Raw genomic sequence first — 24,961 nt, forward strand, 5'->3', positions numbered from 1 at the left:
ACTCACCCTTGTCTCGGGTGATTCACTTTTACCCCCTCAATCCGACTATGTGCCAGTTTGGGGTGCGGAATGTGGGCAACAAGATTAGCAACAACTGCCTTGTACGCTCGATCGATTTGAGCGAGGGACTGTTGATAGTATTGTTCCACTTGTCGGGCAAGATGAGTGTCTTCCCCCAATAACTGCTTGCAGAAACCAGTCACCATTCGACCTGCGATCGCGCCAATAACTGCCCCAATAACAGGAATCGGAATCAAAGCTTGTCCGACAGTAGCCCCAGCAGCAACAATGGCTGAATCAGCACAAGCAAACAAACTTAATTCAACGAATCGATCGGGAGTAATTTCTCCTCGATTCAAACTACCCACTAAACTAGCAATTTCCATGCCCGCACTAACAAAAGCACCAGCTAAAGGTGCAGACATTTGGGCAAAATTGGTTAACCCATAAATAGCCGTTGCCGATATACCACTGAGCGCCGCTCCTTTTGCAGTATCGAGTCCGATTTCTTGCCAATCTTCGAGGGTTAATTCGCCCTTAAAAACGTTTTTACCTTGCTTGAACTTGGCGTAAAGCTTAGTAGCAAATCGAATGCTACCCCCAATAACCGCGCCTTTAACAGCAACCTGACCAAAATCAATCAGAGTAGGTCGAGCGCCGTCGCGTATCCCATCCTTAATTTGTTTGCTTTCTTGCTTTAATTCATGCTCTCTGCGATCGAGAGTCTCGTTAACTTTGCCTATTTGCACATCTTCATAGTTAGACGATCCAGCTCGAACAGTCTCACTGAAAGTACGACCCGACATTTGCTCTATTTCTTGAGCTTTTTCTTGAATTTTTTGGGCAGTGCGGCCGGTGATTCCTTCGACTTGCTCTCCTTTCAAGATTTTATCAATAATTTCATATTGGTTTTTAGGGATATGGTAATATGACCCATCTCTGCCAAAGTTTTCGTATTTCTTCATGTGGTCGAGAACGTGGTCTAAATTATTGCCAACTCCATTCACAAATTTAGACTGTACTTTAATACCATCAATTAAATAATCTTCGGGTGCTGTTCTACCCACTCCCTCAAAAGTAGCGCGAGTTTCAGAGGAATTTAAAAAAGATTTTGCATTGCGAATACCAACTTCCACTTGCTCAGCGATTTCACCGTGTTTTGTGCTTGTGTTTCCCAGAATTTTTTCGGGGCTACCTACAAAATCACGAACTTTATCAATCTCCCCGACCGCTGCAAAAAAAGCTCGGTCTTGTTTACTGAGTTCCGTGGCAAGCTGTTCTGCCTGACGCAGATTTTCCTCTGCTACTATTGCAGCAACTAATTGAGTTGTTAGATGTCTATCTTCTCTTTTTTCCATTTTAAAAAATTGCAGCATTACTCCCTAATTGCTAGAGCCTAATGCTGCACTCAAAATTATAATTACATTTTCAGGTCTACGGTCTTTTTAAGTGACTCGCTCAGCGAATTAATGGAATTGATTAAATTCGCCAGCTTTTTTTTGAGAGAGGGGCTAAAATCCAGGTAATTCAACGGTGCATTGTGCTTAAAGTTTTGCAGTTCACCGTGAATCAAGTTAGCTAGTTTGACAGTTTCCCCCTCCAGAAGATTGACTTCTTTCTTTGTTATGTTGACTTTAGCTGTGTCACCTTCAATTTCAATAGCGCGGTTAGTAGCTTCTCTCCCAATTTTCTCATTCTCGCTACTTGTCCAAAAAGCACTACCAGCCAAAGCTACACCACCAATCCCCCAGCCAATCGGCCCTGCTAGTGCCAGCAGTGCATTTCCAGCCACCATACCGCCACCACCCACAGTAAGAGCGCCACCTCCCAACCAGGCTAAAGCAGCATTAACGGCGGCTGCACCGGAAAGAGAAGCAATCGCAGTACCTGTTGAGGCTGTTCCAAAAGTTGTGGCAATTGCCATTGCTGCTGCTGGCCCAAAACAGGCAACTCCTGCTCCAGCCATGACTCCTGCACCACCTGCTGCTGCGGCTACATTGCTGTTATGAGCCGCATAAATTAGATCCCAATCTTTGCCCGTAATTTCCTTGAGCTGAAACTTCAGTTTTGTAACGACTTTGCTAAACTCTTTTGGCGAGTTGGCCAACGTGTTAATGTAATTTTCGCATAGTTGGATAATCTCAACTCCACGATTAACTCGCGTTTGATAAAGACTTCCAGCGGCATTTTGTAAATATTCACAATCTCTTTGGTACTTTTCTACTGCACGGCGCAGTTTCTCTTGTGCCTCTTTTTTGTATTCGTGGTTAAACATTTACGGGTAAATACCTAATTATGAGGAGTTTGTGTTGATAACTCTGTCCAGCAGAAAACTCTACCGCGCAGCAGTGAGCCTTCCCCGAATTTTCTGTGTAAAATTAATCACGATTGTGCTTTCCCTGATACTAATCTAACTACCCTTAACAAAGAAACTAATAAGCATTAGGAATTGTGTTAGACTTTGATTATAAAAAATCCAGAAACCTATCCCCTGCAATGGCATCCTCTAACGATCGCTTCTCCGAAGCTGCCCGCGACTGGGACTTAGAAACTCTTTACACAGACCTAGCATCCGCCAAGGGAAAGCGACTCACGCCCACAGAGAAACAACATCTACGGGGTCTACTCTGCGGCTACAGTCCCGCCGAAATTGCCGAAAGGCTCAGTAAAAACCCCAAGGGAATTGCCGTAGATTTCTGTAATACTTTATACCAATATGTAAAAAATCTTGTAGGTAAAGCTGATGAAAAGGTAGAAAACTGGAGGAAGATTTGTGAATGGCTGGAGGACGCAGGATATAAAACTCAGCCATCTCCCGAACCTGAATCAGGCGATTGTTTACCAATAAAATTCTTAATAAAAAAAGCAAATGTAGTTGTTGATAAAAATCAAATCCTAGTTGATATCAACCTGCGAATCGTAGCATCCTCACCTTCAGAGATTCCCATTATAGAAAAGTTTGATATCAATGGCAATGGTGAAAACTAACGAAAGTGCGATCGCACTCCTCATAACAAATCACACTTAAATACCTCCTTTATTCTTCAGTCCGCGAAAGCGGACTTTGTTTGACAAGACGCGGTTTCAACCGCCGAGGATCTTTTTAACATAATTTGCGACTTTAGATAGGGGCGAATTCTCCAAGCACGAAGTTATACTCCTAACATCTATTAAAACCGATCGCCCGCCCAACCAAAATGTACGTCCAAACATTGCTAAAACCAGACGGCCGCCGACTCACACTCTACAGCCGCTACCCAATCCCAGAAGGAATCGCGGCCGTAAGTCCCAGCAATGAACCCGTACAGGCCAACCCGCACTTTCGCTGGCATCCTTTGCGGGGGGAATGGGTAGCATACGCCAGCCACCGTCAGGGAAGAACTTTCATGCCGCCGCCGGAATACAACCCGCTGGCTGCTACAATTAATCCCAAATTTCCGACAGAATTGCCGCCGGGAGATTACGACGTAGCAGTTTTTGACAATCGGTTTCCCTCGTTGACTTTGCAGGCAAAAAACGCACCTGCAAGTATTGTCGAAACTTTGCCCGCTAACGGGATTTGCGAAGTCGTTGTTTTCACTCAAGATCCGGATGCTTCCCTCGGTGCTTTGGAGTTAAGTCACTTAGAATTGTTATTAGAAGTATGGGCCGATCGCACTTCAGTTATCGGCAGCAATCCCGAAATTCAATACGTCTTGCCTTTTGAAAATCGCGGCGTCGAAGTAGGAGTAACTTTGCACCATCCCCACGGTCAAATTTATGCTTATCCGTTCGTGCCTCCGGTGCCCGCGCGGATGTTAGAATGTCAATCAGTTTACTACAAAAAAAACAGTAGCGGTTTGCTGGCAGATTTGATTCAAAAAGAGATTGCTGACAAACAGCGAATTATTTATTTAGACGAAGAGGCGATCGCCTTTGTCCCCGCTTGCGCCCGCTACCCTTACGAAGTGTGGATTGCCCCGATCGCCCCCGCTGCTACATTTATCGATCTTACCGAAAAACAGCGCCGATCGCTCGCTAAAGCGTTAAAAACAGTCACCCTCAAATATGACGGTTTGTGGCACCGCCCGTTTCCCTATTTGATGGCTTGGTTTCAAGGCCCGACAGACGGAAAACCGCATCCTGAAGCGCATTTGCACGCCCAATTTTATCCGCCCTATCGATCGAGCGATCGGTTAAAATATCTAGCAGGAACCGAACTAGCTGCCGGAATGTTTGCCAACGACGCTTTACCCGAAGAAAAAGCTAAAGAATTGCAAGCAGTATCTATCGATTTTAGATTTTAGATTTTAGATTTTAGATTTTAGATTTTAGATTTTGTAGATTTTTGATTTAGGAAATGTTAACTAAAATCTGTGATTTTCTTCCTTCTTCCTTCTTCCTTCTTCGTGGGGTGGGCGTCCCGCCCTAAAAATCTAATTTAGATGCAATAAAGCTAATGATAAACTCATTAAACCCTGAAGTTGACAGCAAACTCGAATTCATCCGCAAAGCCTTAACTGAAACAAAAGCGATCGCCCTTCGCTTGCGCGGTACAGACTGGTTTGCCTGGGCCACAGCCGGCGGTTCCCACACAGTATTGCTAACCGCAGAAACCGGAGTTGCAGAAATATTAATTACCGCCGAAAACGCTTGGGTTCTCACCGATGAAATCGAAGCCCAGCGCTTGCAAGATGAAGAATTGCCAGCCAACTTTCAAATGCACATCTATCCTTGGGCAGATGTTTCACAGCGCGAAGCTTTTGTCAAAGAAATTACTGGTGGCGGTAAGGTGATGAGCGATCGGCCAAATTCCCAAGAAACGCCAATAATCGCATCTTTACAATCCCGCAAACAGACAATGATGTCAAGCGAATTAGAGCGGTACCGGCGAGTCGGGCGTTTAGCCAGCGAAGCGATGACAGAGGTACTTTCCGCAGCCAAACCAACATGGACAGAATATCAGCTAGCGGGAGCCGGTGCAGAGGCATTGTGGGCCAGAGGTTTGCATCCAGCCCTGACATTAGTTGCTGGAGAAAGGCGCTTGCCGCTGTACCGCCACGCCACAGCAACCGCCGAACAAATTGGGCGACAAGCAATGTTAGTATTTTGCGCCAGGGGAGGCGGTTTGTATGCGAATTTAACCAGGTTTGTCTGTTTCGATTTCCTGGAACCAAAGGATGATGAATTGCACCAAACAGTCAGAGAAATTGAAGCCGCAGCGCTGAATTCTTGCCAGCCCGGAGTCTCGCTAAATGCGGTTTATGCTACGCTTAAAAAAACTTACGAACAGCACGGATATCCTCAAGCAATTCTGGAACACCATCAAGGCGGAACAACCGGATATTTGGCGCGGGAAATTGTGGCGAATCCGGCTACTTCAGATATTTTAGCAGAAAATATGGCAGTGGCTTGGAATCCGAGTTTGTCGGGAGCAAAAATTGAGGATACATTTGTAATTCACAGCGATGGAAAGTTGGAAAATTTGACATTCGATCGCAATTGGCCGAGTGTAGAAGTAGAGGGAAGATTGCGCCCGATGCCGCTGGAAATATGAAGCGATCGACCATTGTCCATTTAACTTGTCGCTCTATTTTCATCTCAGGTGCGATCGTCGAGCCATCATGACCTGGAAAACGATACTTTCATTTATTGTCAGTGCAACACTCATGACTTTGTTGAGCGGTTGGCTGATGGTCGCAAATCTCCTGCAGGTTCAAGCCGCGATCGACTACAGCGAGGCGGAGCGGAGTTTTGTGCAGATTTGGCTCCAGCTAGCGATCGTGATTGGCTTGCTCTTGCCTGGAGTCGCATTTTTGGTGTGGATACGTCACCCCAAACTGCGGACTGTTTTTGGATTTTATTTGTTAGTTCTGGCCATTCAAATTGTCAGCGAGCAAATTTTCAGTCGCGTTTTTTATTCTAGTATATTAGTCATCATCGGCACCCTTTACACTACATTTCGAGTTTGGCAACTGTGGCAAAGTCAACACTTTTTAAGGATGAGCGATCCAAGCGGTAAGGTTGGCGATCTAGTAGCGCAGGGCTTACTGTGGATACTGCTGTTGTTTTGGTCAGCCAACTTAATCTTTCTTTTAGTAATTGGCTGGTTGAGGATTTTATAACTCCATCTAGCACTAATGCAAAAAATCCAATTCCTCAAAATGTGGGAGCAAGTGAATTAATCCGATACGGTCATCTCCTTTTGTCTGCGAGCAGCTAAGGCTAATTCAAAGCCTGCCTTGAGTTGGTCAGCTACGTCCGGGGCATGGGATGCTTCTCCTCCTTGCCTTGCTTTGAGTTGTAACGGTGCAGTGATCGCAATCCGTTCCTCTTCATAGTCCGTAAGAGCTTGAGCAACAGAAGCAGTATCCTGCAAGTTCAGCCCCTTGAGTTTTTTTGTTAAAGCAACAGCATCCTCAAATGCCATAGTAGTCCCTAATCCTAAGGACGGTCGCATCGGGTGAGCGGCATCCCCTAATAAGGTTATTCTCTCTCTATCCCCCCATTGGGATACCGGTTCCCGATCGAACACGCCAGTTTCCACAATGGTGGTAGGGTCAGTTGCTCGAATCACCCTTTCAACAAAGGGAGTCCATTGGTCAAAAACTTGGAGAACCATAGCTAAAACATCGGTACTCTTCTCTGTAGTCGGATGGAGTGCAGTCCCTGTCCAAGCCAGTACCTCGGGTCCTGCATCCATAATCCAAAAATTTTTCTGGTCTCCGACCACCAGTTGAAAACCAGCCCCTTCTGCAAAGGGTTCAGCGAGGGAGGCTAGGATTTGACGGGGCAAGATTCCTCGCCAAGTCATGGTTCCAGTGTACAGAGGCGCACCATCTCCCACGGTAAGACCGCGAACCGCTGAGTGATACCCATCGGCACCAATTAACAGTCGTGCACCAACATCGGGCTGATTCTCAAAGTGCAAACGCAACGGAGTCTTGGACGGATCGGCGACCTTAGTGAAGTTGACAAACTTATGGTTAAGGTGAACGGATACCGTAGGTGGCAGCGTGTTGTGCAATGAGTTTTGTAGGTTATACCACGCTAGCCAAGTGAAGGGAGTACCCGCCAAGGGCGATTCATCAGAAAACAGAACCTCGCCATTGGGTCTCATCAGCAGTTGTCGCTGTGGGTTGGCAGCTAAGGAACGAACTTGGGTAGCGAGATCCGCATTGATGAGAGCCAATGCCTTATACCCCGCTTCTGCCAACCCTAGGGCAGCGCCGATGGGACGTAAAGCTCTAGCTCGTTCAAACACGCCTACCGAAAAACCTAAATTGGCTAGCCCATGGGCTGCACATAGTGCGCCTGGTCCTGCACCAATAATGGCGATATCGAAAGTTGGGGTTTCACTCATTTTTAAATACGGTTAAAAGTAGCAGCCACGAAAGCGATTGCCTTAAGCACTAGCGAAGCTAATCGCGCTTCGTGTGAGATGATGTAGGTTCTGCTTGATAATAATACACTTGCGCACTAATCAATAAAAGATACCTATTGCAAAAGAAGGCGGGCGCGATCGCAACCTGTAACCAGCTTGCATAGCAACTATAGCTTCAACGATCGCCCGGGGTCAAATTTCTGTAAATAATGTAGTAGGATAGTGTTACCCTAAGTTATGATAATAATCAAAAGAAACTAAAAGTTTTTAGGATTCGCTCGAGTCGATCTAGAAATCGCCACCGTCGGTTCGGATGAAGATTTAATCTGATATCTGGACTGTAATTTATCAACTCAATAAAGTTCAAAAAATTGATGTATCTCAGCTTAAAAAATAGAAAAAAAGTCTCTAATACAAGATGAGTTTCAAAAATGGCTCTACATTTACAAGCCTGCGTAAACCGTTGAATTTGTGCTGATTAAAAATGCTGGCATCATGGCGCACCGGCACTCGAACATAATAAATAAAGCAGGTATTTAAGCTGGATTGATTGTTAAACTCTCAATACAGGCCTTTCGGGATTTTCGGGATTGGGAATTAGACGCTGATTTTTGCAATCTACCAGCAAATCTAAAGTTTCTAACACAGTTTGACCGATTAGCACCATATCGCCTAAAACCATTGCAGGCTCAATTGTCTCGCGCCCTTCTATTTCAATGATAATAGGCCCAGTCAATCCCACTGTTTCTTGTCGGCCATCGGCATATTTTGCTATTTCCTGACTCCGAATTCTTAAACCCAGGTGTTCGCAGACTTCTACAGGAATAGCTGTGCGTACTGCACCGGTATCTATGAGTGCTTCTGCTTCGTACACCCGCAACAGATTTGGATTGAGCAATCCACTCTTGACTAAATCTTCATCAATGGCATTCGTTAGCTTGACTTTGACTCGAACTGCACCGATATTTTTGCTGGATTGAGTTAGATCTCGATCGAGATTTATCATATCGCCTCTCTTTTCGTCTAGAAAGTTTACCTGTGATTCTAGCTTTAATTTATGGTAGTAAGGTGCGGTGTGCATCGCCCTACAAGTAAAGTCTGTGCGTAAGTCTTACAGCGGATCGCAGGTTTATGAAGTGCAGTAGGGACAACAGCTTTCGCCGTGTCCCTACGGGGATCTATCACTCTTGTGGGGCGGGCAGGATGCCCGCCCTAAACATACAAGTTAAATGCACAACAGCTTACTCATCTTCAGCATAGATAAATCGATACAATTCACTGGGATCGGGCTCGGGGCTTTTCTCTGCAAAATCTACCGCATCATCAATTACTGCTTGAATCTTATTTTCGATCTCTTTTAATTCTTCAGCACTTGCCAAAGTTCGATCGATCAAATCAGCAGCCAACTTCTTAATCGGATCGCGGGGGAACCAATATTCCTTCTCTTCCTTAGAACGCAACTCGTCGGGATCTGCCAAAGAATGCCCGCGAAAGCGATAAGTCAAAGCCTCGATCAAAGTCGGCCCTTCGCCGGCGCGCGCCCGCGCTATAGCTTCCTTCGCCACTTCCCGCACGGCCAAAACATCCATCCCGTCAACCTCGACGCCAGCCATGCCAAAAGCATGAGCTTTCTTGTAAATCATGGGGTCAGAAGTAGCTCGCTCGTGGGCCATCCCGATCGCCCATTTGTTGTTTTCCACAACATAAATAATCGGCAACTTCCACAAAGCCGCCATATTCAAACACTCAAAAAACTGCCCGTTATTTGCAGCACCGTCGCCAAAAAAACAAGCAGTCACGCCATCGGAACTCTCATCCCCCAAAGCTTCGCGCCGGTACTTCGATTGAAAAGCCGCCCCCGTAGCTACAGGAATCCCCTCAGCCACAAAAGCATAACCTCCCAACAGTCGGTGTTCGGCCGAAAACATGTGCATCGAACCGCCGCGGCCCTTCGAGCAACCAGTTTCCTTCCCGAACAACTCCGCCATTACTTCTCGCGCCGGCACGCCCGCGCTCAAAGCGTGAACGTGATCGCGGTAGGTGCTGCTGACGTAATCGGTGTCATCCCGGCGCATCGATCGAATCACGCCAGTAGAGACAGCTTCCTGACCGTTGTACAAGTGGACAAAACCAAACATTTTGCCCCGGTAGTACATCTCAGCACACTTGTCTTCAAAGTAGCGCCCCAAGACCATATCCTCGTAGAGCATCAAGCCCTCATCCCGAGAAAGGTTGACGCTTTGCGCGTCAAAAACTGGTAAAGTCCGTTCCTGAACCATAAATAATTAATACCCGACGATCGGCTTCCTAGACATCTAAATTTAAACCGAGATGGGACACAACCGCAGCAGAAAACGATCGCACCTTTTCTGTGCAGCAGTTCACCAATTGTTAAAATGAGTAGGGCAGGCAGGGCGGATTGGCCCGAGTCGGAGAACCAACTCCCATCGAAACCCGATGCCAACGAATGATATAATTCCATTACTCTCAAACCCGAAAATGTTCAAGAGTCAAACAACTCATTGAGCTCAGGGGCAGTGGGGCCGTGCATTTTCCTCACTGTAAAACGCTGTAGACGGAAAAAAATCAGAGGATCTCTACGGCAAGTCCAACATACCGTGAATGGGGCGGTTGGAAGCCAACACCAGAATTTTTGATTTGGTTTGCGGGAGTATGTCACTTAAGATAGGCTAATTCAGTTGCTAGCGCTTTGGGGAAGTGGACAGTGTTAATTCCACTAGATTACTACCGGATTTTGGGTCTACCGATTCAAGCTACTGCCGAACAGTTGCAGCAGGCTCACCGCGATCGAACTTTACAGCTTCCGCGCAGGGAGTATTCCGAAGTGGCGATCGTCGCCCGCAAACAACTGCTCGATGAAGCCTGCGCCGTTCTGTCAGACTCAGAGGGGCGCAAAGCTTACGATGCCAGTTTTTTAGCCAAAACTTACGATCGAGAATCGGAAGCCGCACTCGAAGCCAAGCACCAGAGGTCGAAAACCTCAGCAGGCACGGCCACCTTCCTGCAAGACGCAGGAGAAACCGCTGGGCCAGAGTCCAAAACTTTAGAGGCTGCTCCCGATCCCCACACTCCAAGTATTGAAATCGATGACAACCAATTCGTAGGAGCCCTGCTCGTACTGCAAGAACTGGGGGAATACGAACTCGTACAGAAGCTGGGTCGCCCGTATCTTAACAATGGCAGCATCGCGATCGCCGAAGGTCGTTTCGGCGACCCTCAGCTCGTGCGGCCAGATATAGTTTTAACCGTCAGCCTTGCCTGTCTAGAACTCGGTCGCGAACAATGGCAGCAAGGTCAGTACGAAAATGCCGCAAGATCATTAGAAGCAGGCCAAGAATTGCTGCTGCGCGAAAGCCTATTTCCAAGCGTGAGGGGTGAAATGCAAGCCGACATATACAAACTCCGTCCGTACAACATTTTAGAGCTACTATCCCTACCCGAAGAAAAAGTCGCCGAGCGTCGCCGGGGACTGCAAATCCTGCGAGAAATGCTCCAAGAACGGGGCGGCATCGACGGATCGGGAGACGATCGATCGGGTTTAGGAATAGAAGACTTCCTCCGCTTCGTCCAGCAAATGCGCAGACACCTAACCAGCAGCGAGCAGCAGACCTTATTTGAAGCTGAAGCTGGCCGCCCCTCCGCAGTCGCCACTTACCTCTCGGTATACACCCTGTTAGCCCAAGGATTTGCCGCCAGACAGCCATCGATGATCCGCCGCGCCAAGCTGATGCTGATGCAGCTCGGCCGCCGCCAAGACGTTCACCTGGAAAAAGCCGTGTGCTCGTTGCTGCTTGGCCAGACAGAAGAAGCCAGCAGAGCCCTCGAACTGAGTTCGGAAAAAGAACCCCTCGCGTTCATCCGCGAACATTCCCAAGATTCTCCCGATTTGTTGCCCGGACTTTGCTTGTACGCCGAACACTGGCTGCAAGAGGAAGTGTTTCCCCATTTCCGCGACTTGGCCAACGAGTCAGTCTCCTTGAAAGATTACTTTGCCGACCCGAAAGTACAAGCTTACCTGGAAGCTTTGCCGCTTGACACAGAAACCGCCAACGAATGGGTCGTCGTGCAGCCCCGCTCGGGCAAGCCCCAGGGGCGACTGCAACCCCTCGGCGCTCGCCCGCCCGCACCCCCACAGCCACCCACAGCCAAGCAGGGAGCCAGTACCGTCACCTTGACCCCCGTACCCGTCGACACGTCCACCGCCGCCTCCAGCCCGAAATCTCAGGTTGCGGCGACCGCGCCGAACCCTGCTGCCGCCGTCTCTCTCCCAACAGCTACGGCGGGAGGGCCCTCAGACTCCACCTCCAAACGCAGACGCCAACATTCAGGGCGCAGCGGAGCAACGGGCAAGGCGCTAACAGGGGATTTGGTCGATCGGGCGCGCACCAAGGCAACAGAAATTACCGCCCAAGTCAAGTCCATGCCTCCAAATAGGCTGGCTTTGTTTCTAGTCGCAGGTGTCCTCAGCCTGTTACTCCTGTGGTTAATACTCAGTCTGTTGGCGAGCGCCCTGCAAGCCCTCTCGGGCCCATCCCTCCAAGGAGATCAAGCCCTCGTCGGCCTGGAAGCACCGCCCGTAGAAATCCCCGCTGTTTCCGCGATCCCAGACCAGACCGCCGCGGCCCCGGTGTCGGGAGAAATGACTGAGACAGCAGCAAGAGACATTGTTCAAAGCTGGCTGTCGGCGAAAGCAGCAGCTTTGGGTCCCAACCACGCTGTCGAAGAATTAAAGCAAGTTCTGACAGAACCGGCTTTGTCTCGCTGGCAATTGATGGCAGAAGCTCAACAGCGAAACAACGCGCACCAGCGTTACGGACACAAGCTGCAAGTTAATGGAGTCAAGACGAATCCGACTAATCCCGATCGCGCTGAAGTAGAAGCCCAAGTCGCGGAAAAAGCCGAAGTGTTCGATGCCGATCGGCTAGTTTCTTCCCGCAACGAAAACCTGCGCGTGCGCTACGAATTGATCCGCCAAGATGGACAGTGGCGGATTATGGATTGGCAAGTGCTTAAATAAGAAATTGGTAATTGGTAATTGGTAATTGGTAATTTCTGCTTGCTAGTTGCTAATTACCAATTTCTGATTGTTAGTTAAAATTTTAATCCCAAAAGCGGGAGTTGTGAATTGCAGATTATTGTTGAAGGCTGGCGTTTTATTTATCATTCCTACTGCGTAGCCAATCAATTTCAACTACTGGAAATGCTCGCTCGCCCGCGAGAACAAATTGAGCTTTTCCACCGCGATATGCCCTACATAGACGCAGCTTGGGAGACGAAAATTAGTTTGTTCGATCGCCAAAATGAAACTTTACTCCGCAGCATTAAAGGCCCTGCGGTAAATCAGTCAGCCGATGTTACCCTGCGAATGTACTGCCCTTGGGACTTCTCGGCCTCCAGCAGCGCTCAAACTTGGGTATTTGCAGCCACAGAATGGGGGATTATTACCAGTTCAGTATTACAGGCGATGGGTGTTAAGTCGATCGCCCAAACCCCCGTTAACTCAGACACGAAAATTATTACACCTTCAGCCTGGTCAAAAGCCGGTTTAATTCGCAGCGGTGTTGAGGCAGATCGCATTGCCGTCGTACCTTTGGGAGTCGATCCTGAGATTTATTATCCTCTCTCGGGCGATCGGCGTCAATCGCTGCGCCAAAGCTTGGGCTGGTCAAACTATTTTATATTTTTAAACATCGGAGGACAAACGGATCGCAAAGGCATTCGCCCTTTATTAAAAGCCTTCGCTGCCGTAGTTGACAAATATCCTCATGCCCGATTAGTTTTAAAAGGTTCAGAACTGCTTTATCCGTCGAGAGACGAGATTGCAGAAGCCTGCCGAGTTGTGCTCGACGATGCGGAAAGAGCGAGAGTTTTAGCGAGATTAATTTATACTGGTAGCCAGCTATCTTTTGCTCAAATAGCTGAGTTTTACCAAGCAGCAGATGCTTATGTTTCTCCGTATTTAGCAGAAGGTTTTAATCTGCCGGTGTTGGAAGCAGCAGCTTGCGGTTTGCCTGTTATTTGCACGGAGGGCGGCCCGACTGATGATTTTACGCGATCGGACTTTGCACAGCGGATCGAAAGTAAATTTACGGCTGTGGCGATCGACGGAGAAACGTTATTTATCTTAGCTCCTGAGTGGGAACATTTGAGTTATTTGATGCAGGGGGCGATCGAACAGGCTGGATGGGCTGCGAAAGCTAGAGTTGCGGGCCCGGGTTTTGTAGCTGAAAATTTTACTTGGAGACACGCAGTCGATCGATTGCTTGAGGTTATGGTGGGAGATCGAAATAGCGAGAGGATGGACAAATCTATTTTTGAGCCAATAATTTTGTAGTTGGCGCGTTTCAATCCCTACCTAGGCATTTAGCAGTTGTCCGGATCTCCTTGACTCAAGTTTTAAATGAATTTTTAAATCGTTTTAATTGCTGATACAATAAGTTTGGGTTAGCGAGATCGGACACATTTACTCTCACAAATTTATAGAAATACAGACCTATCAAAGGATATCAGAGTGTTCTTATCCCAAGGGTATTGTCTTATATAGCAATACTCGCATCATTATGTAAATTTGTGACTCTTTAGCAAGCGGGTTCGGGGAGGCTTGGGGTGGGATAAAAAATTTACGAATCCTGGAAGTATTGCCATAAAGGCGTTTTCAACGCAGATTTAATATCATTTAAAAATGAAAGTCCTTACTGCAAAAAACAGCAAGGACTTCAATCATTCATTCCTGAGTTTTAAGAACTAAAGTCCTTACTACAAACCTTAAATACTTGCCATCACTTCGCCAGCGGCGGCCAAAGTTCGATCGACATCTTCCTCAGTATGAGCCAAAGAAGTAAATCCCGCCTCAAACTGCGAAGGAGCCAGATAAATACCGTGCTCCAACATTCCCCGGTGAAAGCGGCTGAACTTCGTCAAATCCGACTTCTTCGCATCCTCGTAATTGTGAACCGGACCCGCCGTAAAAAACAAGCCAAACATCCCGCTAATTTGCCCGCCACAAGCTGCGTGTCCGGTTTCCTTAGCAATTTTTAGCAATCCGTCAGACAGTTTTTTGGTAATCTTATCCAACTGTTCGTAAGTGCCGGGTTTTTGCAGCAATTCCAAAGTCTTAATCCCAGCAGTCATAGCCAAAGGATTTCCCGAAAGCGTACCCGCTTGATACATCGGGCCTGCAGGAGCCACCATCCCCATAATATCCCGCCTTCCCCCGTAAGCTCCCACCGGCAAACCGCCACCGATAACTTTACCTAAAGTAGTCAAATCCGGGGTAACGCCGAATCTTTCCTGAGCTCCGCCGTAGGCGATGCGGAAACCGGTCATTACTTCATCAAAAACTAACAAAGCACCGTTATCTTTAGTAATTTCCCGTAAACCTTCGAGAAAACCAGCATCCGGGGTAATAAAACCGGCATTCCCCACCACTGGTTCGAGAATTACGCCTGCTATCTCGCCCGGATTTTCGGCAAATAAAGCTTTGACTGCTTCTAAGTCATTGTAGGGAGCGTTGAGGGTGTTGGCGGTAACTGATTTCGGCACGCCCGGGGAGTCGGGAAGACCCAGAGTTGCCACGCCGGAACCGGCTTTTACCAAGAACATATCGGCGTGCCCGTGATAGCAGCCTTCAAATTTAATCACTTTATCGCGTCCGGTGAAGGCTCGCATCAGCCGCAAAACGGCCATACAGGCTTCGGTACCGGAATTGACGAATCGCACCATTTCAATGCTGGGAACCGCATCGATGACCATTTCGGCGAGCACGTTTTCCAACACCGATGGCGCGCCGAAACTCGTACCTTTTTCTAAAGATTCGTGAAGGGCTTTGATGACTTCCGGGTGGGCGTGGCCGCAAATGGCCGGGCCCCAAGTGCCTACATAGTCAATGTATTGGTTTTCGTCAACGTCCCAAATGTAGGCTCCTTTTACCCTGTCAAAGACGATGGGCTGTCCGCCTACGGATTTGAAGGCGCGGACGGGGGAACTGACGCCACCTGGCATCAACTTCTGGGCAGCGGCGAAAATTTCTTCTGATTTGGTGGTTTTCAAGGTTGTGGAAACCAATGTTTTCTCCTTAGTGAACGTCTGTTGTGGGTAGAATAATTTTATAGCCAGTTCAGCATAAAGGTTAGGTCTATTTAAGGAAACTATGTTATTGACGTACTCCCCCGTTTAAAAGACGGGGGATTCTCAAAGGATGTTACAAGGCGGGCCTCAGAGGGCGCGTTTCCACCCTTCTTCTTGTCTCTTCGATTCTTAACTAGACTGTTACCAGTCCCCCTCAGACCATCTCCACAGACATTTTCTTTATTGTCCAGGAAGCGTCCCTCCCCAGACAATCCGCGATTACCCATCGCTCGAGCTGCTGCTACATCTCTATGAGTGGTGTATCCACACTCATAGAAATGATGAACTCGTTCTTTCAGTTATTTTTTGTCGGTGTAGGTGTCACACTCCGGGCATACTTCCGAAGTGTAATCTTTATTGACTTTATCAAAGTACACACCGCGTTTCCAACACACCCATTAGACCTCTTCAAGCACTCTCAAAATCTTTATAATATTAATTTCTGACTGCGTTCCCCTCAAATGCCAGGGAGCGAGAAACCAACGATTACATAAGGCTTTGACAGTGTTGCAATCAAAATATAACAGATTTTTGAAGTAAAATCATCTCATATTTATTAACATTTTTAGGTTATTTAACTACTCAAAACGATGCTTCATGTCCGACACATTATTAATTTATATGTTGCCAAAATCACGGTTTCATAACTTCAAACAATTAACCGACATAGAGCTTATTCCAGGTTGATAAAGTAGAATACCAGCAGCTTGTGAACCAGTTTTTGAATTGCTTAGTATTGACCAAATAAGCAGGTAGGTACAAAAAAAACTATCTAAAAATATGTAAACATGAATATGTAAGCTGTTGTGCCTTTAAATAGGGTATAATCAAAAATGAGTTTAGTCAATCTCTACAAAAATGCCAGCTAAAAACCATCTCGATCCCCAACAAATAGATCAACTACAAAAAGCCTTAAGAGAGGAAAAAAAGGCAAATATTAGAGAAAGAATTCTAATTTTATTATTGCTCAATGACGGCAAGACTCAATCTAAAATTGCTGATTTTTTGGGTTGTTCAGTAAACAAAGTATCTAAAAGAGTGTATGAAGGGAGACCCCAACAATCTAGAAAGTCTAATAGATGAAAGGATTAAGGGCAATCACAAAAAAGCCACAGACAAATATCTTGAAATATTATTAAAAACTATAGAGAAAGACCCTCAAAAATTAGGATATGAATTTGGACGATGGGTAGTGCCCTGAAGGAAAGGATCGGAGTAAGCTATGATTAGAGAAGTGTTTGCCATAGCGTGATATGACATTAGAAATTCATTGTTGCCCTAATTGTGGTTCAAAAGAAGTTAGTAGGAACGGTAAAACTCGACATCACAAACAAAACTATAAATGCCGAGAATGTGGTCGTCAATTTGTTTTGAATCCGGCATGGAAGTCTATTACAAAAGAACAAAAGGAATTAATGTCACGGATGTTACTTGAACGTATTTCTCAGGCGGGAATAGCTCGGGTACTGCAAGTGTCAGAAGATACAGTGCAGCGATATGTTAATAGTCAAGCTACTGCTGTTAAGAAGCAAGTGGAGGTGACTGCCAAACAAAAAAATCCCTTGAGTGTTCAGATGGATGAGTTATGGTCATTCGTTGATAATAAAGGGAATCAGCAGTGGGTCTGGCTGGCATTGGATGCCCAGACTAGAGAAATTGTTGGTGTACATATTGGAGATCGTAGTGCAGTATCGGCTCAAGCTTTATGGAATTCAATGCCACCAGTGTACCGTCAATGTGCAGTAATTTATACCGACCATTGGAGTGCTTATGATTCTGTATTACCCAGCAAACGTCATCGCGCCGTGTGGATAAAGATAGTGGTTGTACCAGCTATATCGAGCGCTTCAACTGTACTATTCGACAACGAGTATCAAGGGTTGGTAAGAAAGAGCTTAGCCTTTTCTAAAAAATTAGAAAATCATCTTGCTGCAATTTGGCGCTTTGTACATCATTACAATGCTAATTTACAACTCTAAACGTCTACTTTTCTTTGAATTAAGTTTTATTCTTTCGATCCTTTCCTTCAGGGCACTACCGGACGATGGACAGCGCAGAGATTAGCAACATACTTAGAGGAATCCACAAGAATAAAATTAAGTGGAGGACAAGTTAGGAGGATATTAAACAAAAAAAAGTATGTTTACATCTGGGCTAAATATAGCCTAGAGTCGAAGAGAAATCCCGAAAAAATAACAGCGTTTAAAATAAAGATAGCAGAGTATTTAAAAATAGAAAAAGAATCGCCAGAACGATTGCAGGTATGGTTTTGGGACGAGAGTGGATTTAGTTTAAGAGTCACCAGAAGAAAGAACTGGTGTAAAAAAGGCAGCCGAAAAAAGGTTAGAGAATACAGAAGAAAAGGCAGAGTTAATGTAATGGTAAGAGTGAGAGATTCCGATAAAAAAAGGTGAGTAGAGTTCCTGAAAAAGGCAATTCATCTAATTTTCATCGAGTGTTAAAACTCTTTTATGAAGAGCTAATTAATGAATGGTATCAGCAGGAGAGCGAGCCTCAGAATTTGCGAAAAAAGGAGCCCAAATAGTGATGATACTTGATAATGCTAGTTTTCACAAGAAAGAAGAGTACCTGAAAATAATTGAAACAGAAATGCCTAACCTTCATTTAGAATTCCTCCCCGAATACAGCCCCGACTATAACTTAATTGAATTAGTATGGCATTCGGCAAAAGAATATATTGCCAATCGACTTTTTACATCTATTGAAGAACTAGAGTATTTATTGCACCGCCTCTTAAATGAAGGACAATTAATAATTAAATGGGGTCGCAAAATCAAAAATAAGGGTAATGCTTGTATCACAGTTTAAATGTGCAACAGCTTATAACTGATAATAAGACGGCATCAGATGAAATTATCAAGGCTGAAGAATCAGATGAAATTATCAAGGCTGAAGACGCACATAACCAGGGAATTTTGTCGAGCAGAGAAGAACGGATTTATCACTGGCATGATTTGCGCTTTCACAGCCAAGAACAAGTAAAAATAGCCGAAGCGCTCGATCCCACAAACACCCTATTCTTCCCCAACTCCAAAGCCCGCCTCACCACACCCTCCGGGCGACAAAACCAAGAACCAGATTTCCTCATATTCCACCAAGGCAAATGGGGTATTCTGGAAATATCGCATCCCGACACAGAAAAAGATGAAAGGCGCGATCGCCTGTTTGCATCTCACGGTATCAGCATCATCCACTATTGCGACGCTAACAGATGCACAGAAGAACCCGATCGCATTGTCCGAGAATTTTTAGACATATTGAGTCAGGGATAGGGCGAGTGGTTTTTTCCTAAGGGCGATCGCATAGGGCCCAGAAACCGGGTTTTTTACGAAAATACTTCGTTGTATCCCGCAGATTCGGTAAAAAACCCGGTTTCTTTGCTTGGAGTGCCTAAGTCCATAAGGGCGATCGGACTCCGTAATCAAGTAGATTTTGCCTTGACAAATTACTTGATTTGTGATATGCACGAGTTGTGGAAATTTTTAAGGGCGATCGGGATCTACTTCTGCAAAACGGGCGATCGCGATCGGTCCTAACTCATTCCCCAGCAGCCTCAGCCGATGCAGCGAATCTCTCCGCTACAGCTTTGCCAATTAGCGCCACCTGACTCAGAGGCAAGAACCTAATTTTATTGACAATATCTTGAATATCTAACGGATCTGACACTGGCTTCTCATCCAAAAATCTCAGAAGTTCTTCCATCGAATAACCAGCTCTGGCAGCGAGCTTAGCCAAGTTTTCAGTATCAGCCACCGTATCGCCCCTTTCCCAAAGCTGAACAACGGTAGCGGAAACGCCCAAAAGCTTACCAAACGCTCGCTGAATCATTGTTTCGCCAGAAGTTTTGATGATTTCGCTAAGTTTTTGCCTATTTTGGATGTTCACGACTCGAAGGTTACTCAACCGTATCTACCTGTCTACTTACGAAGTGATACATCAACTATATTTCCCAGACGACTCAGCCGCCGCCGCGAGTCTATCCATCACGGCTCTACCAACCACGGCTAACTCACTAATTGGTATACATTGAATTTTTTTCAGCAGATCGTTAGTATCTATCGGTTCACGCATGGGTTTGCCTTCCAGATGAGCGAGTAGCTCTTCAAGTGTAAACCCGGCCCTCACAGCAATCTGAGCCAAATTTTCTGTATCTGGGATGCTCTGACCTTTTTCCCACAACTCAACCGCAGTCGCAGAGACGCCCAGAAGCTTGCCGAATGCCCGCTGACTCATCGAACCGCGAGCTAGTTTGACAATTTCGATCAATTTTTTCTTAGCTTCTGCGTTCACGGTATCAGCCACCAGATAACCACAATTCCCAGTTTACAGAACATCAACCATACTTTCCAGAAGCTACAGCAGCAGCAGCCAGTCGCTCCATACCAGCTCGAACAATCACTGCTAAGTCACTCAGTGGCATACATTGAATTTTCTTAAGCAGCTCGTTGGTATCCAGAGGTTCCTGCACCGGCTTGCCTTCGAGGTGAGCCATGAGCTCTTCCATCGTAAAGCCTGCTCTTGTCGCAATCTGAGTCAAATTTTTCGTATCTGGAATTACCTGCCCCTTTTCCCAATACAAGACAGAAGCAGCAGAAACTCCCAACAGCTTGCCAAAAGCAGTCAGACTCATCGAGCCCCGCGCTAATTTAACAACCTCACTCAGTTTTTTCTTAGCTTCTGCGTCCACGGTATCAGCCACGAGATAACCACAATTCCTAGTTTACTTGTGTACCAACAAATTTACCTGTCTTGCTTGACAGGAGAAGATTTAACAAATATTCTTTTAATTAGATTGAAATTTTTAATTTTACTGAAAACGGATTTAGGAGAAATAGCAATGACCAAGAGACGCAATCTAAAAACTCACAAGCCCAGTCACACACGCCAAAGCCTTACAGCCTCCGGTTGGCTAAAACCCCAGTGCTGGCAAATCTCCAAAATGGAAGCAGCCGAAGCCCTGAGAATGCCCGTCAACCGCATAGTCAAAGTCTACCCCAAACAACATCAAGTAATAGTCGTTTACCTGAACAAAAAAGGACAAAAATGCAGTTCTTTTTTCAGCTACAGACTATTTGCCAGATGGGAACAAGAGGCGATCGCAGCAATTGCCAGTTGTCGAAACCAGCAAATCCTAGCACCTCTAGAAGTCATTGTACAATACGACCTCGAACATTTCAAATATCCAGTGGCGACCGCCGATGCAATTTGGGAAGCCCTACTCAACCATATCTCCCGCGTAACAAGGGAACTGAGGCTGAGCAAACAATGCGCCTAGTCCCCCATCACTCCATCAATTAGTAGAAGCAGCCAACTCAGCCAAACGTTCCTGCTGATCCTGAGAAATGCAAGTCTGAATAATCCCCTCAATATCCCCTTCCAAAACAGTATTGAGCGAGAAATTTTCCCCCAAACGGTGGTCGGTAGCCCGATTGTCCTTATAGTTGTAAGTGCGAATCTTCTCCGATCGCGAACCAGTACCAACCTGAGCCAAACGCCGCGACTTCACCTCATCCTGCTGCTCCCGCAACTTCATCTCGTAGAGCTTAGCCCGCAAAATCTGCATCGCCCGCTCCTTATTCTGCAACTGACTCCGCTCCTCCGTACAGAAAATCCGAATTCCCGTCGGCTTGTGAAACAAATCCGCAGCAGTTTCCACCTTGTTCACGTTTTGACCGCCAGCGCCGCCCGATCGAGCCGTGCTCATCTCAATATCCTTCGGATCGATGTGAATCTCCACATCATCCACCTCCGGCATCACAGCCACCGTCGCCGTCGAAGTATGCACCCGGCCGCCAGCCTCAGTCACAGGCACCCGCTGCACCCGGTGTACTCCAGCCTCAAACTTCAGCTTGCTGTAAACGCTGTCGCCTGTAATTTCCAGAATCACCTCTTTAAACCCGCCCATTTCCGCCAGCGACTCGCTCACCAACTTCACCTGCCAGCCTTGAGTTTGAGCGTAACGGGTATACAGCCGCAGCAAATCTCCAGCCCAAATACTAGCCTCATCTCCGCCAGTACCCGCCCGAATTTCCAGCATAATATTCTTGTCATCGTTCGGGTCGCGGGGGAGCAGCAAAACCTTCAAACGACTTTCCAAATTCTCCAGCTTCGACTCAAGTTCCTGAACTTCCAGCGCAGCCATTTCTTGCATATCTCGATCGCCTGCTGCCTCTTTCAGAACTTGTTTAGCGCCTACTAAATCGTCCTGAGCGGTTTTCCACAGAGCAAAAGTATCGACCACTTCCTCCAAGGACGATCGAGCTTTAGCTACCCGTTGAAACTCTTGATTGTCCCTAGCCACATCCGGGTCAGCCATGCGGCGAGTCAACTCATTAAAAGTTTGCTCTACCGACTTCAATTTATCCAGCAAATAAGATTCAGCCATTGTCAGTTGTCCTTTTTCAATCGATTTTAGATTTGAAGAACAGTTGGGATAGAATCTCGATCGAACTCTACGCGATCGAACTCAACTGTCAGCCGTAGCAAGTCTTCAATCTCAACTCTCCAATCCGAGGGCGGATCGATTTTAGATTTTAGATTTTAGATTTTAGATTTTAGAACTCAAGAGCAGTTAGGAGCGAATCTCGATCGAACTCTACTGCCAGCCGCAGCAAGTCTTCAATCTAAAATCTAAAATCCGAGGGCGGTAAGTTGTCAGTAGAAGAACTAATCTCAACAAACTGCGGACAAATGACAATCCGGCTACTTTTTCTTTTTGCCTTTACCAGCAGCCTTAGAAGCATCTGCTTTCGGCTCTTCCATTTTCAGCGGTCCAGAGGAAGCATCTGCCTTCGGCATTTCTAGCTCGGTCATGCCGTATTTCCGCATAAAGCGTTCCACACGACCTTCAGTATCAATAATCTTCTGAGTGCCAGTATAAAAAGGATGATTTCCTGACCAGACATCAACTTGAAGCTTTGGTCTAGTCGAACCAACAGTCATTACCAGTTCTCCGTTGCAATAAACCTGAGATTCCGGATACCACTCAGGGTGAATGCCAGCTTTCGCCATTGTTTTTTACTCTCTAATTTTTGACTTTACAACCATTTTAGCTGCCGCGTGACTTGTACACCAACAACAGCAGGAATTTTGCCTTATATCTGTTGGAACCAGGAATCAGGAATCGGAAATAAACTTCAAAAAAGCCAGATCAAAACTGGAGATGTAATTTTTGCTTTTCCTTCTTCCTTCTTCCTTCTTCCCTTGATTAGCGCTTCGAGTATTGAGGAGCTTTGCGAGCTTTCCGCAAACCGTACTTTTTCCGTTCTTTTGCCCGCGGGTCGCGAGTCAAATAGCCTTCAATTTTGAGGGGTTTGCGGTTGTCCGGGTCTAATTGGCACAGCGCTCTAGCGACACCCAAGCGAATCGAGTCAGCTTGGCCTGTCAAGCCACCGCCTTCGACTTTTACCAAAATGTCGTACTCATTTTCCAGACCCAAAGTTTCCAGAGGGGCCTTAGCTAGAGCCAAATAAGTAGGGTTAAATTGCAGGTACAAATCCCCATCTTTACCATTGACAGTCAGTATGCCTGTGCCGGGAACCAAGCGCACCCGCGCTACGGAACACTTGCGGCGGCCGGTACCCCAGTACACAGCGCGACCGGATGTATCTGTTGCTTGCATTACTCATTTCCTCCGGGAATCGTGTGAACAATTAATTCTTCTGGTTTTTGAGCTTGGTGCGGGTGGTTGGGACCAGCGTACACCTTCAGCTTAGTAAACAGTTGTCTGCCCAGAGAAGTGTGAGGCAGCATTCCTCGTATAGCTTCTTCGACAATTCTTTCGGGCAAACGTGCTTGCAATTTGGCAAAAGTTTCTGTTTTCATGCCGCCCGGTCTTCCAGAATGGCGGCGGTAGATTTTCTGGGTGCGTTTTTTGCCAGTAACAGCGATTTTGTCAGCATTGATGACTATTACGAAGTCGCCGGTATCCATAGAAGGAGTGTAAGTCGGTTTGTGTTTCCCCCGGAGGTACATGGCAACTTCTGTTGCCAGACGGCCCAGCCGCTGGTCGGCGGCATCGACCACGTACCACTTGTGCTCTAGGGAGTCTTGAGTAGGGACGTAAGTTTTGTTCATTGTTTGTTGTTTGTTGTCTGTTGTTTGTTGTCTGTTGTCAGTTGTCAGTTTTTAATTGTTAGTTGTCCTTAGTTTTTTATTAGTAGTTACCTAATGACTAATGACTCATGACTCATGACTAATTTTGGCTGAGTGTCGTACCAGATATCTGGGGGAAATGGAAATTCTGAATAGCCAACCCGCAGCAGGCACAAACCTTGAGCGGGAGCGGCATATTTTACCATTTCTCGGCGTTCGTTGACCCAGATATCTGTGAAATTGTCGATCGGCCTTTCCCCGCTACCCACCTGCACCAGCAACCCCACCAGCAGCCGCATCATCCCGTACAGAAACCCGCTCGCCTGAACCTCAATATAGATAAGAGGCCCAGAACGCTGACACTCTGCAGCTTGCACGTCCACCCAGGAATGGGGGCGGGCAGACCCCGCGCGGTGGAAAGCAGCCAGGTGATGCCGCCCGATGAGCGGTGTCAAAGCTGTCTGAATCAAAGATTCATCCACAGGGGGCCGGTAGCAGTGCCAAGCAAAAGGACGCACAAACAAATTAGGGGTCGGGTCTGTATAAAGGGTGTAGCGATAGCGCCGCCAACTGGCTGAGAACCGAGCGTGCCAGGTAGGTTCCACCTTTGCCGAAGCTCGAATTAAAATATCTTTTGCCAGTCGAGAGTTGAGAACGCTTGCCCAGCGGTGAGCCGGAATTGGGCCGCGGGCATCAAAATGGGCTACTTGAGCAGCGGCGTGAACTCCCGCATCGGTTCTCCCAGCAGCGTGCAGCGTTACCGGGCGTTCCAGAACAGTCGATATTGCTGTTTCAATTTCTTCTTGTACTGTACGCTGGTTCGGCTGTCGCTGCCAACCGTGAAAGTTAGTGCCGAGGTATTGGATCACCAGAGCAACGCGCTGTATCGATTGGGGATTTTCGATTGGGGATTTTGGATTGTCAGTCATAAATCACAAATCTCCAACCCAAAATTGAATTAAACCAGTTCAACGATCGCCATTTCGGAATTGTCTCCTTGACGGGGGACAGTTCGTACTACGCGGGTGTAGCCCCCGTTGCGCGAGCCGTACCGTTCTTGTGCCGCCTCAAACAAGGCGTGTACTAACTGTTTATCGTAGATATAGCCCATAGCTTGGCGGCGAGAGGCCAAGGAGCCATCTTTGGCAAGGGTAATCATCCTGTCTGCCTCTGAGCGCAGCGCTTTGGCGCGGGCTAGAGTGGTAGTGATTTTACCGTGGCGGATTAATTCGGTGGTCAGCGAGCGCAGTAGGGCGCGGCGCTGGTCAGCCGGTTTGCTGAGTTGGGGAACGCGACAGCGGTGACGCATGGCAGTTGGTAATTGGTAATTGGTAA

General features: G+C 46.9%; 24 protein-coding genes and 2 pseudogenes. 11 read left to right on the forward strand and 15 right to left on the reverse strand.

What is annotated here, in order from left to right; all coding sequences use genetic code 11:
* Window positions 1–2: 2 nt before the first annotated feature.
* Together QUA80_RS17070 and QUA80_RS17075 are read right to left on the reverse strand one after the other, a co-directional pair.
* A complete protein-coding gene (locus QUA80_RS17070) occupies window positions 3–1,358 on the reverse strand; it encodes a hypothetical protein (protein ID WP_333426334.1) in 1,356 nt (451 codons plus the stop codon).
* A gap of 62 nt (window positions 1,359–1,420) precedes the next feature.
* The gene (locus QUA80_RS17075) at window positions 1,421–2,275 is read right to left on the reverse strand and encodes a hypothetical protein (protein WP_333426335.1); all 855 of its coding nucleotides are present in this window, start codon (window positions 2,273–2,275) and stop codon (window positions 1,421–1,423) included.
* A 221-nt stretch (window positions 2,276–2,496) separates the two neighbouring features.
* Between QUA80_RS17075 and QUA80_RS17080 the strand changes: the two genes are divergently transcribed.
* The 4 genes from QUA80_RS17080 (at window position 2,497) to QUA80_RS17095 (ending at window position 6,104) form a co-directional block, all read left to right on the forward strand.
* Complete coding sequence (locus QUA80_RS17080; protein ID WP_333426336.1) at window positions 2,497–2,988, forward strand: helix-turn-helix domain-containing protein; 492 nt, start codon at window positions 2,497–2,499, stop codon at window positions 2,986–2,988.
* Between the two features lie 209 nt (window positions 2,989–3,197).
* A complete protein-coding gene (galT, locus tag QUA80_RS17085) occupies window positions 3,198–4,286 on the forward strand; it encodes a galactose-1-phosphate uridylyltransferase (protein ID WP_333426337.1) in 1,089 nt (362 codons plus the stop codon).
* Between the two features lie 152 nt (window positions 4,287–4,438).
* Entirely contained in the window at window positions 4,439–5,536 is a 1,098-nt protein-coding gene (locus QUA80_RS17090; RefSeq protein WP_333426338.1) for a M24 family metallopeptidase, read from the forward strand.
* Between the two features lie 67 nt (window positions 5,537–5,603).
* Window positions 5,604–6,104: a hypothetical protein gene (locus tag QUA80_RS17095; protein WP_333426339.1), complete on the forward strand. Its 501-nt coding sequence runs from the start codon at window positions 5,604–5,606 to the stop codon at window positions 6,102–6,104.
* A gap of 56 nt (window positions 6,105–6,160) precedes the next feature.
* Here the strand turns inward: QUA80_RS17095 and QUA80_RS17100 are convergent, their stop codons facing one another.
* The 3 genes from QUA80_RS17100 to pdhA form a co-directional block, all read right to left on the reverse strand.
* Entirely contained in the window at window positions 6,161–7,342 is a 1,182-nt protein-coding gene (locus QUA80_RS17100; protein WP_333426340.1) for an NAD(P)/FAD-dependent oxidoreductase, read from the reverse strand.
* A 574-nt stretch (window positions 7,343–7,916) separates the two neighbouring features.
* On the reverse strand, window positions 7,917–8,369 hold the full coding sequence (locus tag QUA80_RS17105; protein ID WP_333426341.1) for a clan AA aspartic protease: 453 nt from the start codon (window positions 8,367–8,369) through the stop codon (window positions 7,917–7,919).
* A gap of 235 nt (window positions 8,370–8,604) precedes the next feature.
* A complete protein-coding gene (gene pdhA / locus QUA80_RS17110; protein ID WP_333426342.1) occupies window positions 8,605–9,642 on the reverse strand; it encodes a pyruvate dehydrogenase (acetyl-transferring) E1 component subunit alpha in 1,038 nt (345 codons plus the stop codon).
* A gap of 446 nt (window positions 9,643–10,088) precedes the next feature.
* Between pdhA and QUA80_RS17115 the strand changes: the two genes are divergently transcribed.
* Window positions 10,089–12,401 carry an IMS domain-containing protein gene (locus QUA80_RS17115; RefSeq protein ID WP_333426343.1) on the forward strand — a complete coding sequence of 771 codons (2,313 nt, stop codon included), beginning with the start codon at window positions 10,089–10,091 and terminating at the stop codon, window positions 12,399–12,401.
* A gap of 108 nt (window positions 12,402–12,509) precedes the next feature.
* Window positions 12,510–13,718: a glycosyltransferase family 4 protein gene (locus QUA80_RS17120; RefSeq protein WP_333426344.1), complete on the forward strand. Its 1,209-nt coding sequence runs from the start codon at window positions 12,510–12,512 to the stop codon at window positions 13,716–13,718.
* 431 nt (window positions 13,719–14,149) lie between these two features.
* Here QUA80_RS17120 and hemL read toward each other — a convergent pair whose 3' ends face one another.
* Window positions 14,150–15,448 carry a glutamate-1-semialdehyde 2,1-aminomutase gene (gene hemL / locus QUA80_RS17125; RefSeq protein ID WP_333426345.1) on the reverse strand — a complete coding sequence of 433 codons (1,299 nt, stop codon included), beginning with the start codon at window positions 15,446–15,448 and terminating at the stop codon, window positions 14,150–14,152.
* A 921-nt stretch (window positions 15,449–16,369) separates the two neighbouring features.
* On the opposite strand from hemL, the pseudogene QUA80_RS17130 reads away from it, so the two are divergent.
* The 4 genes and pseudogenes from QUA80_RS17130 to QUA80_RS17145 form a co-directional block, all read left to right on the forward strand.
* Window positions 16,370–16,700: pseudogene (locus tag QUA80_RS17130) on the forward strand (helix-turn-helix domain-containing protein); the annotation flags it as partial.
* A 64-nt stretch (window positions 16,701–16,764) separates the two neighbouring features.
* Complete coding sequence (locus tag QUA80_RS17135) at window positions 16,765–17,490, forward strand: IS1 family transposase (RefSeq protein WP_333426346.1); 726 nt, start codon at window positions 16,765–16,767, stop codon at window positions 17,488–17,490.
* 60 nt (window positions 17,491–17,550) lie between these two features.
* Window positions 17,551–18,340 (forward strand): annotated as a pseudogene (locus tag QUA80_RS17140) (IS630 family transposase); the annotation flags it as partial.
* Window positions 18,341–18,342: 2 nt separating this feature from the next.
* Entirely contained in the window at window positions 18,343–18,804 is a 462-nt protein-coding gene (locus QUA80_RS17145) for a hypothetical protein (protein ID WP_333426347.1), read from the forward strand.
* 265 nt (window positions 18,805–19,069) lie between these two features.
* Here QUA80_RS17145 and QUA80_RS17150 read toward each other — a convergent pair whose 3' ends face one another.
* From QUA80_RS17150 to QUA80_RS17160, 3 genes are read right to left on the reverse strand one after another with little or no spacing between them, the layout of a single operon-like run.
* Window positions 19,070–19,417: a helix-turn-helix transcriptional regulator gene (locus tag QUA80_RS17150; RefSeq protein ID WP_333426348.1), complete on the reverse strand. Its 348-nt coding sequence runs from the start codon at window positions 19,415–19,417 to the stop codon at window positions 19,070–19,072.
* A gap of 51 nt (window positions 19,418–19,468) precedes the next feature.
* Window positions 19,469–19,822, reverse strand: a complete 354-nt coding sequence (locus tag QUA80_RS17155) for a helix-turn-helix transcriptional regulator (protein WP_333426349.1) — start codon at window positions 19,820–19,822, stop codon at window positions 19,469–19,471.
* Window positions 19,823–19,865: 43 nt separating this feature from the next.
* Window positions 19,866–20,231 carry a helix-turn-helix transcriptional regulator gene (locus tag QUA80_RS17160; RefSeq protein WP_333121186.1) on the reverse strand — a complete coding sequence of 122 codons (366 nt, stop codon included), beginning with the start codon at window positions 20,229–20,231 and terminating at the stop codon, window positions 19,866–19,868.
* Between the two features lie 138 nt (window positions 20,232–20,369).
* On the opposite strand from QUA80_RS17160, the gene QUA80_RS17165 reads away from it, so the two are divergent.
* Entirely contained in the window at window positions 20,370–20,807 is a 438-nt protein-coding gene (locus tag QUA80_RS17165) for a hypothetical protein (RefSeq protein WP_333426350.1), read from the forward strand.
* A gap of 15 nt (window positions 20,808–20,822) precedes the next feature.
* Here the strand turns inward: QUA80_RS17165 and prfA are convergent, their stop codons facing one another.
* From prfA to rplQ, 6 genes are all read right to left on the reverse strand, one after another.
* Window positions 20,823–21,917: a peptide chain release factor 1 gene (gene prfA, locus QUA80_RS17170; RefSeq protein ID WP_333426351.1), complete on the reverse strand. Its 1,095-nt coding sequence runs from the start codon at window positions 21,915–21,917 to the stop codon at window positions 20,823–20,825.
* A 317-nt stretch (window positions 21,918–22,234) separates the two neighbouring features.
* Window positions 22,235–22,543 (reverse strand): 50S ribosomal protein L31, encoded by a 309-nt coding sequence (gene rpmE / locus QUA80_RS17175; RefSeq protein WP_333426352.1) that lies wholly within the window; start codon window positions 22,541–22,543, stop codon window positions 22,235–22,237.
* Between the two features lie 196 nt (window positions 22,544–22,739).
* Window positions 22,740–23,153: a 30S ribosomal protein S9 gene (rpsI, locus tag QUA80_RS17180; RefSeq protein ID WP_333426353.1), complete on the reverse strand. Its 414-nt coding sequence runs from the start codon at window positions 23,151–23,153 to the stop codon at window positions 22,740–22,742.
* Window positions 23,153–23,608 (reverse strand): 50S ribosomal protein L13, encoded by a 456-nt coding sequence (rplM, locus tag QUA80_RS17185; protein ID WP_015178725.1) that lies wholly within the window; start codon window positions 23,606–23,608, stop codon window positions 23,153–23,155. Before rplM ends, rpsI begins: the two co-directional genes overlap by 1 nt.
* Before the next feature lie 86 nt (window positions 23,609–23,694).
* Window positions 23,695–24,555, reverse strand: a complete 861-nt coding sequence (gene truA / locus QUA80_RS17190) for a tRNA pseudouridine(38-40) synthase TruA (RefSeq protein WP_333426354.1) — start codon at window positions 24,553–24,555, stop codon at window positions 23,695–23,697.
* 29 nt (window positions 24,556–24,584) lie between these two features.
* Window positions 24,585–24,935, reverse strand: coding sequence for a 50S ribosomal protein L17 (gene rplQ / locus QUA80_RS17195; RefSeq protein WP_006634978.1), 351 nt, complete (start codon window positions 24,933–24,935; stop codon window positions 24,585–24,587).
* Window positions 24,936–24,961: the final 26 nt, after the last annotated feature.

The organism is Microcoleus sp. F4-D5, from assembly GCF_036704885.1.
Taxonomy (GTDB): Bacteria; Cyanobacteriota; Cyanobacteriia; order Cyanobacteriales; family Microcoleaceae; genus Microcoleus.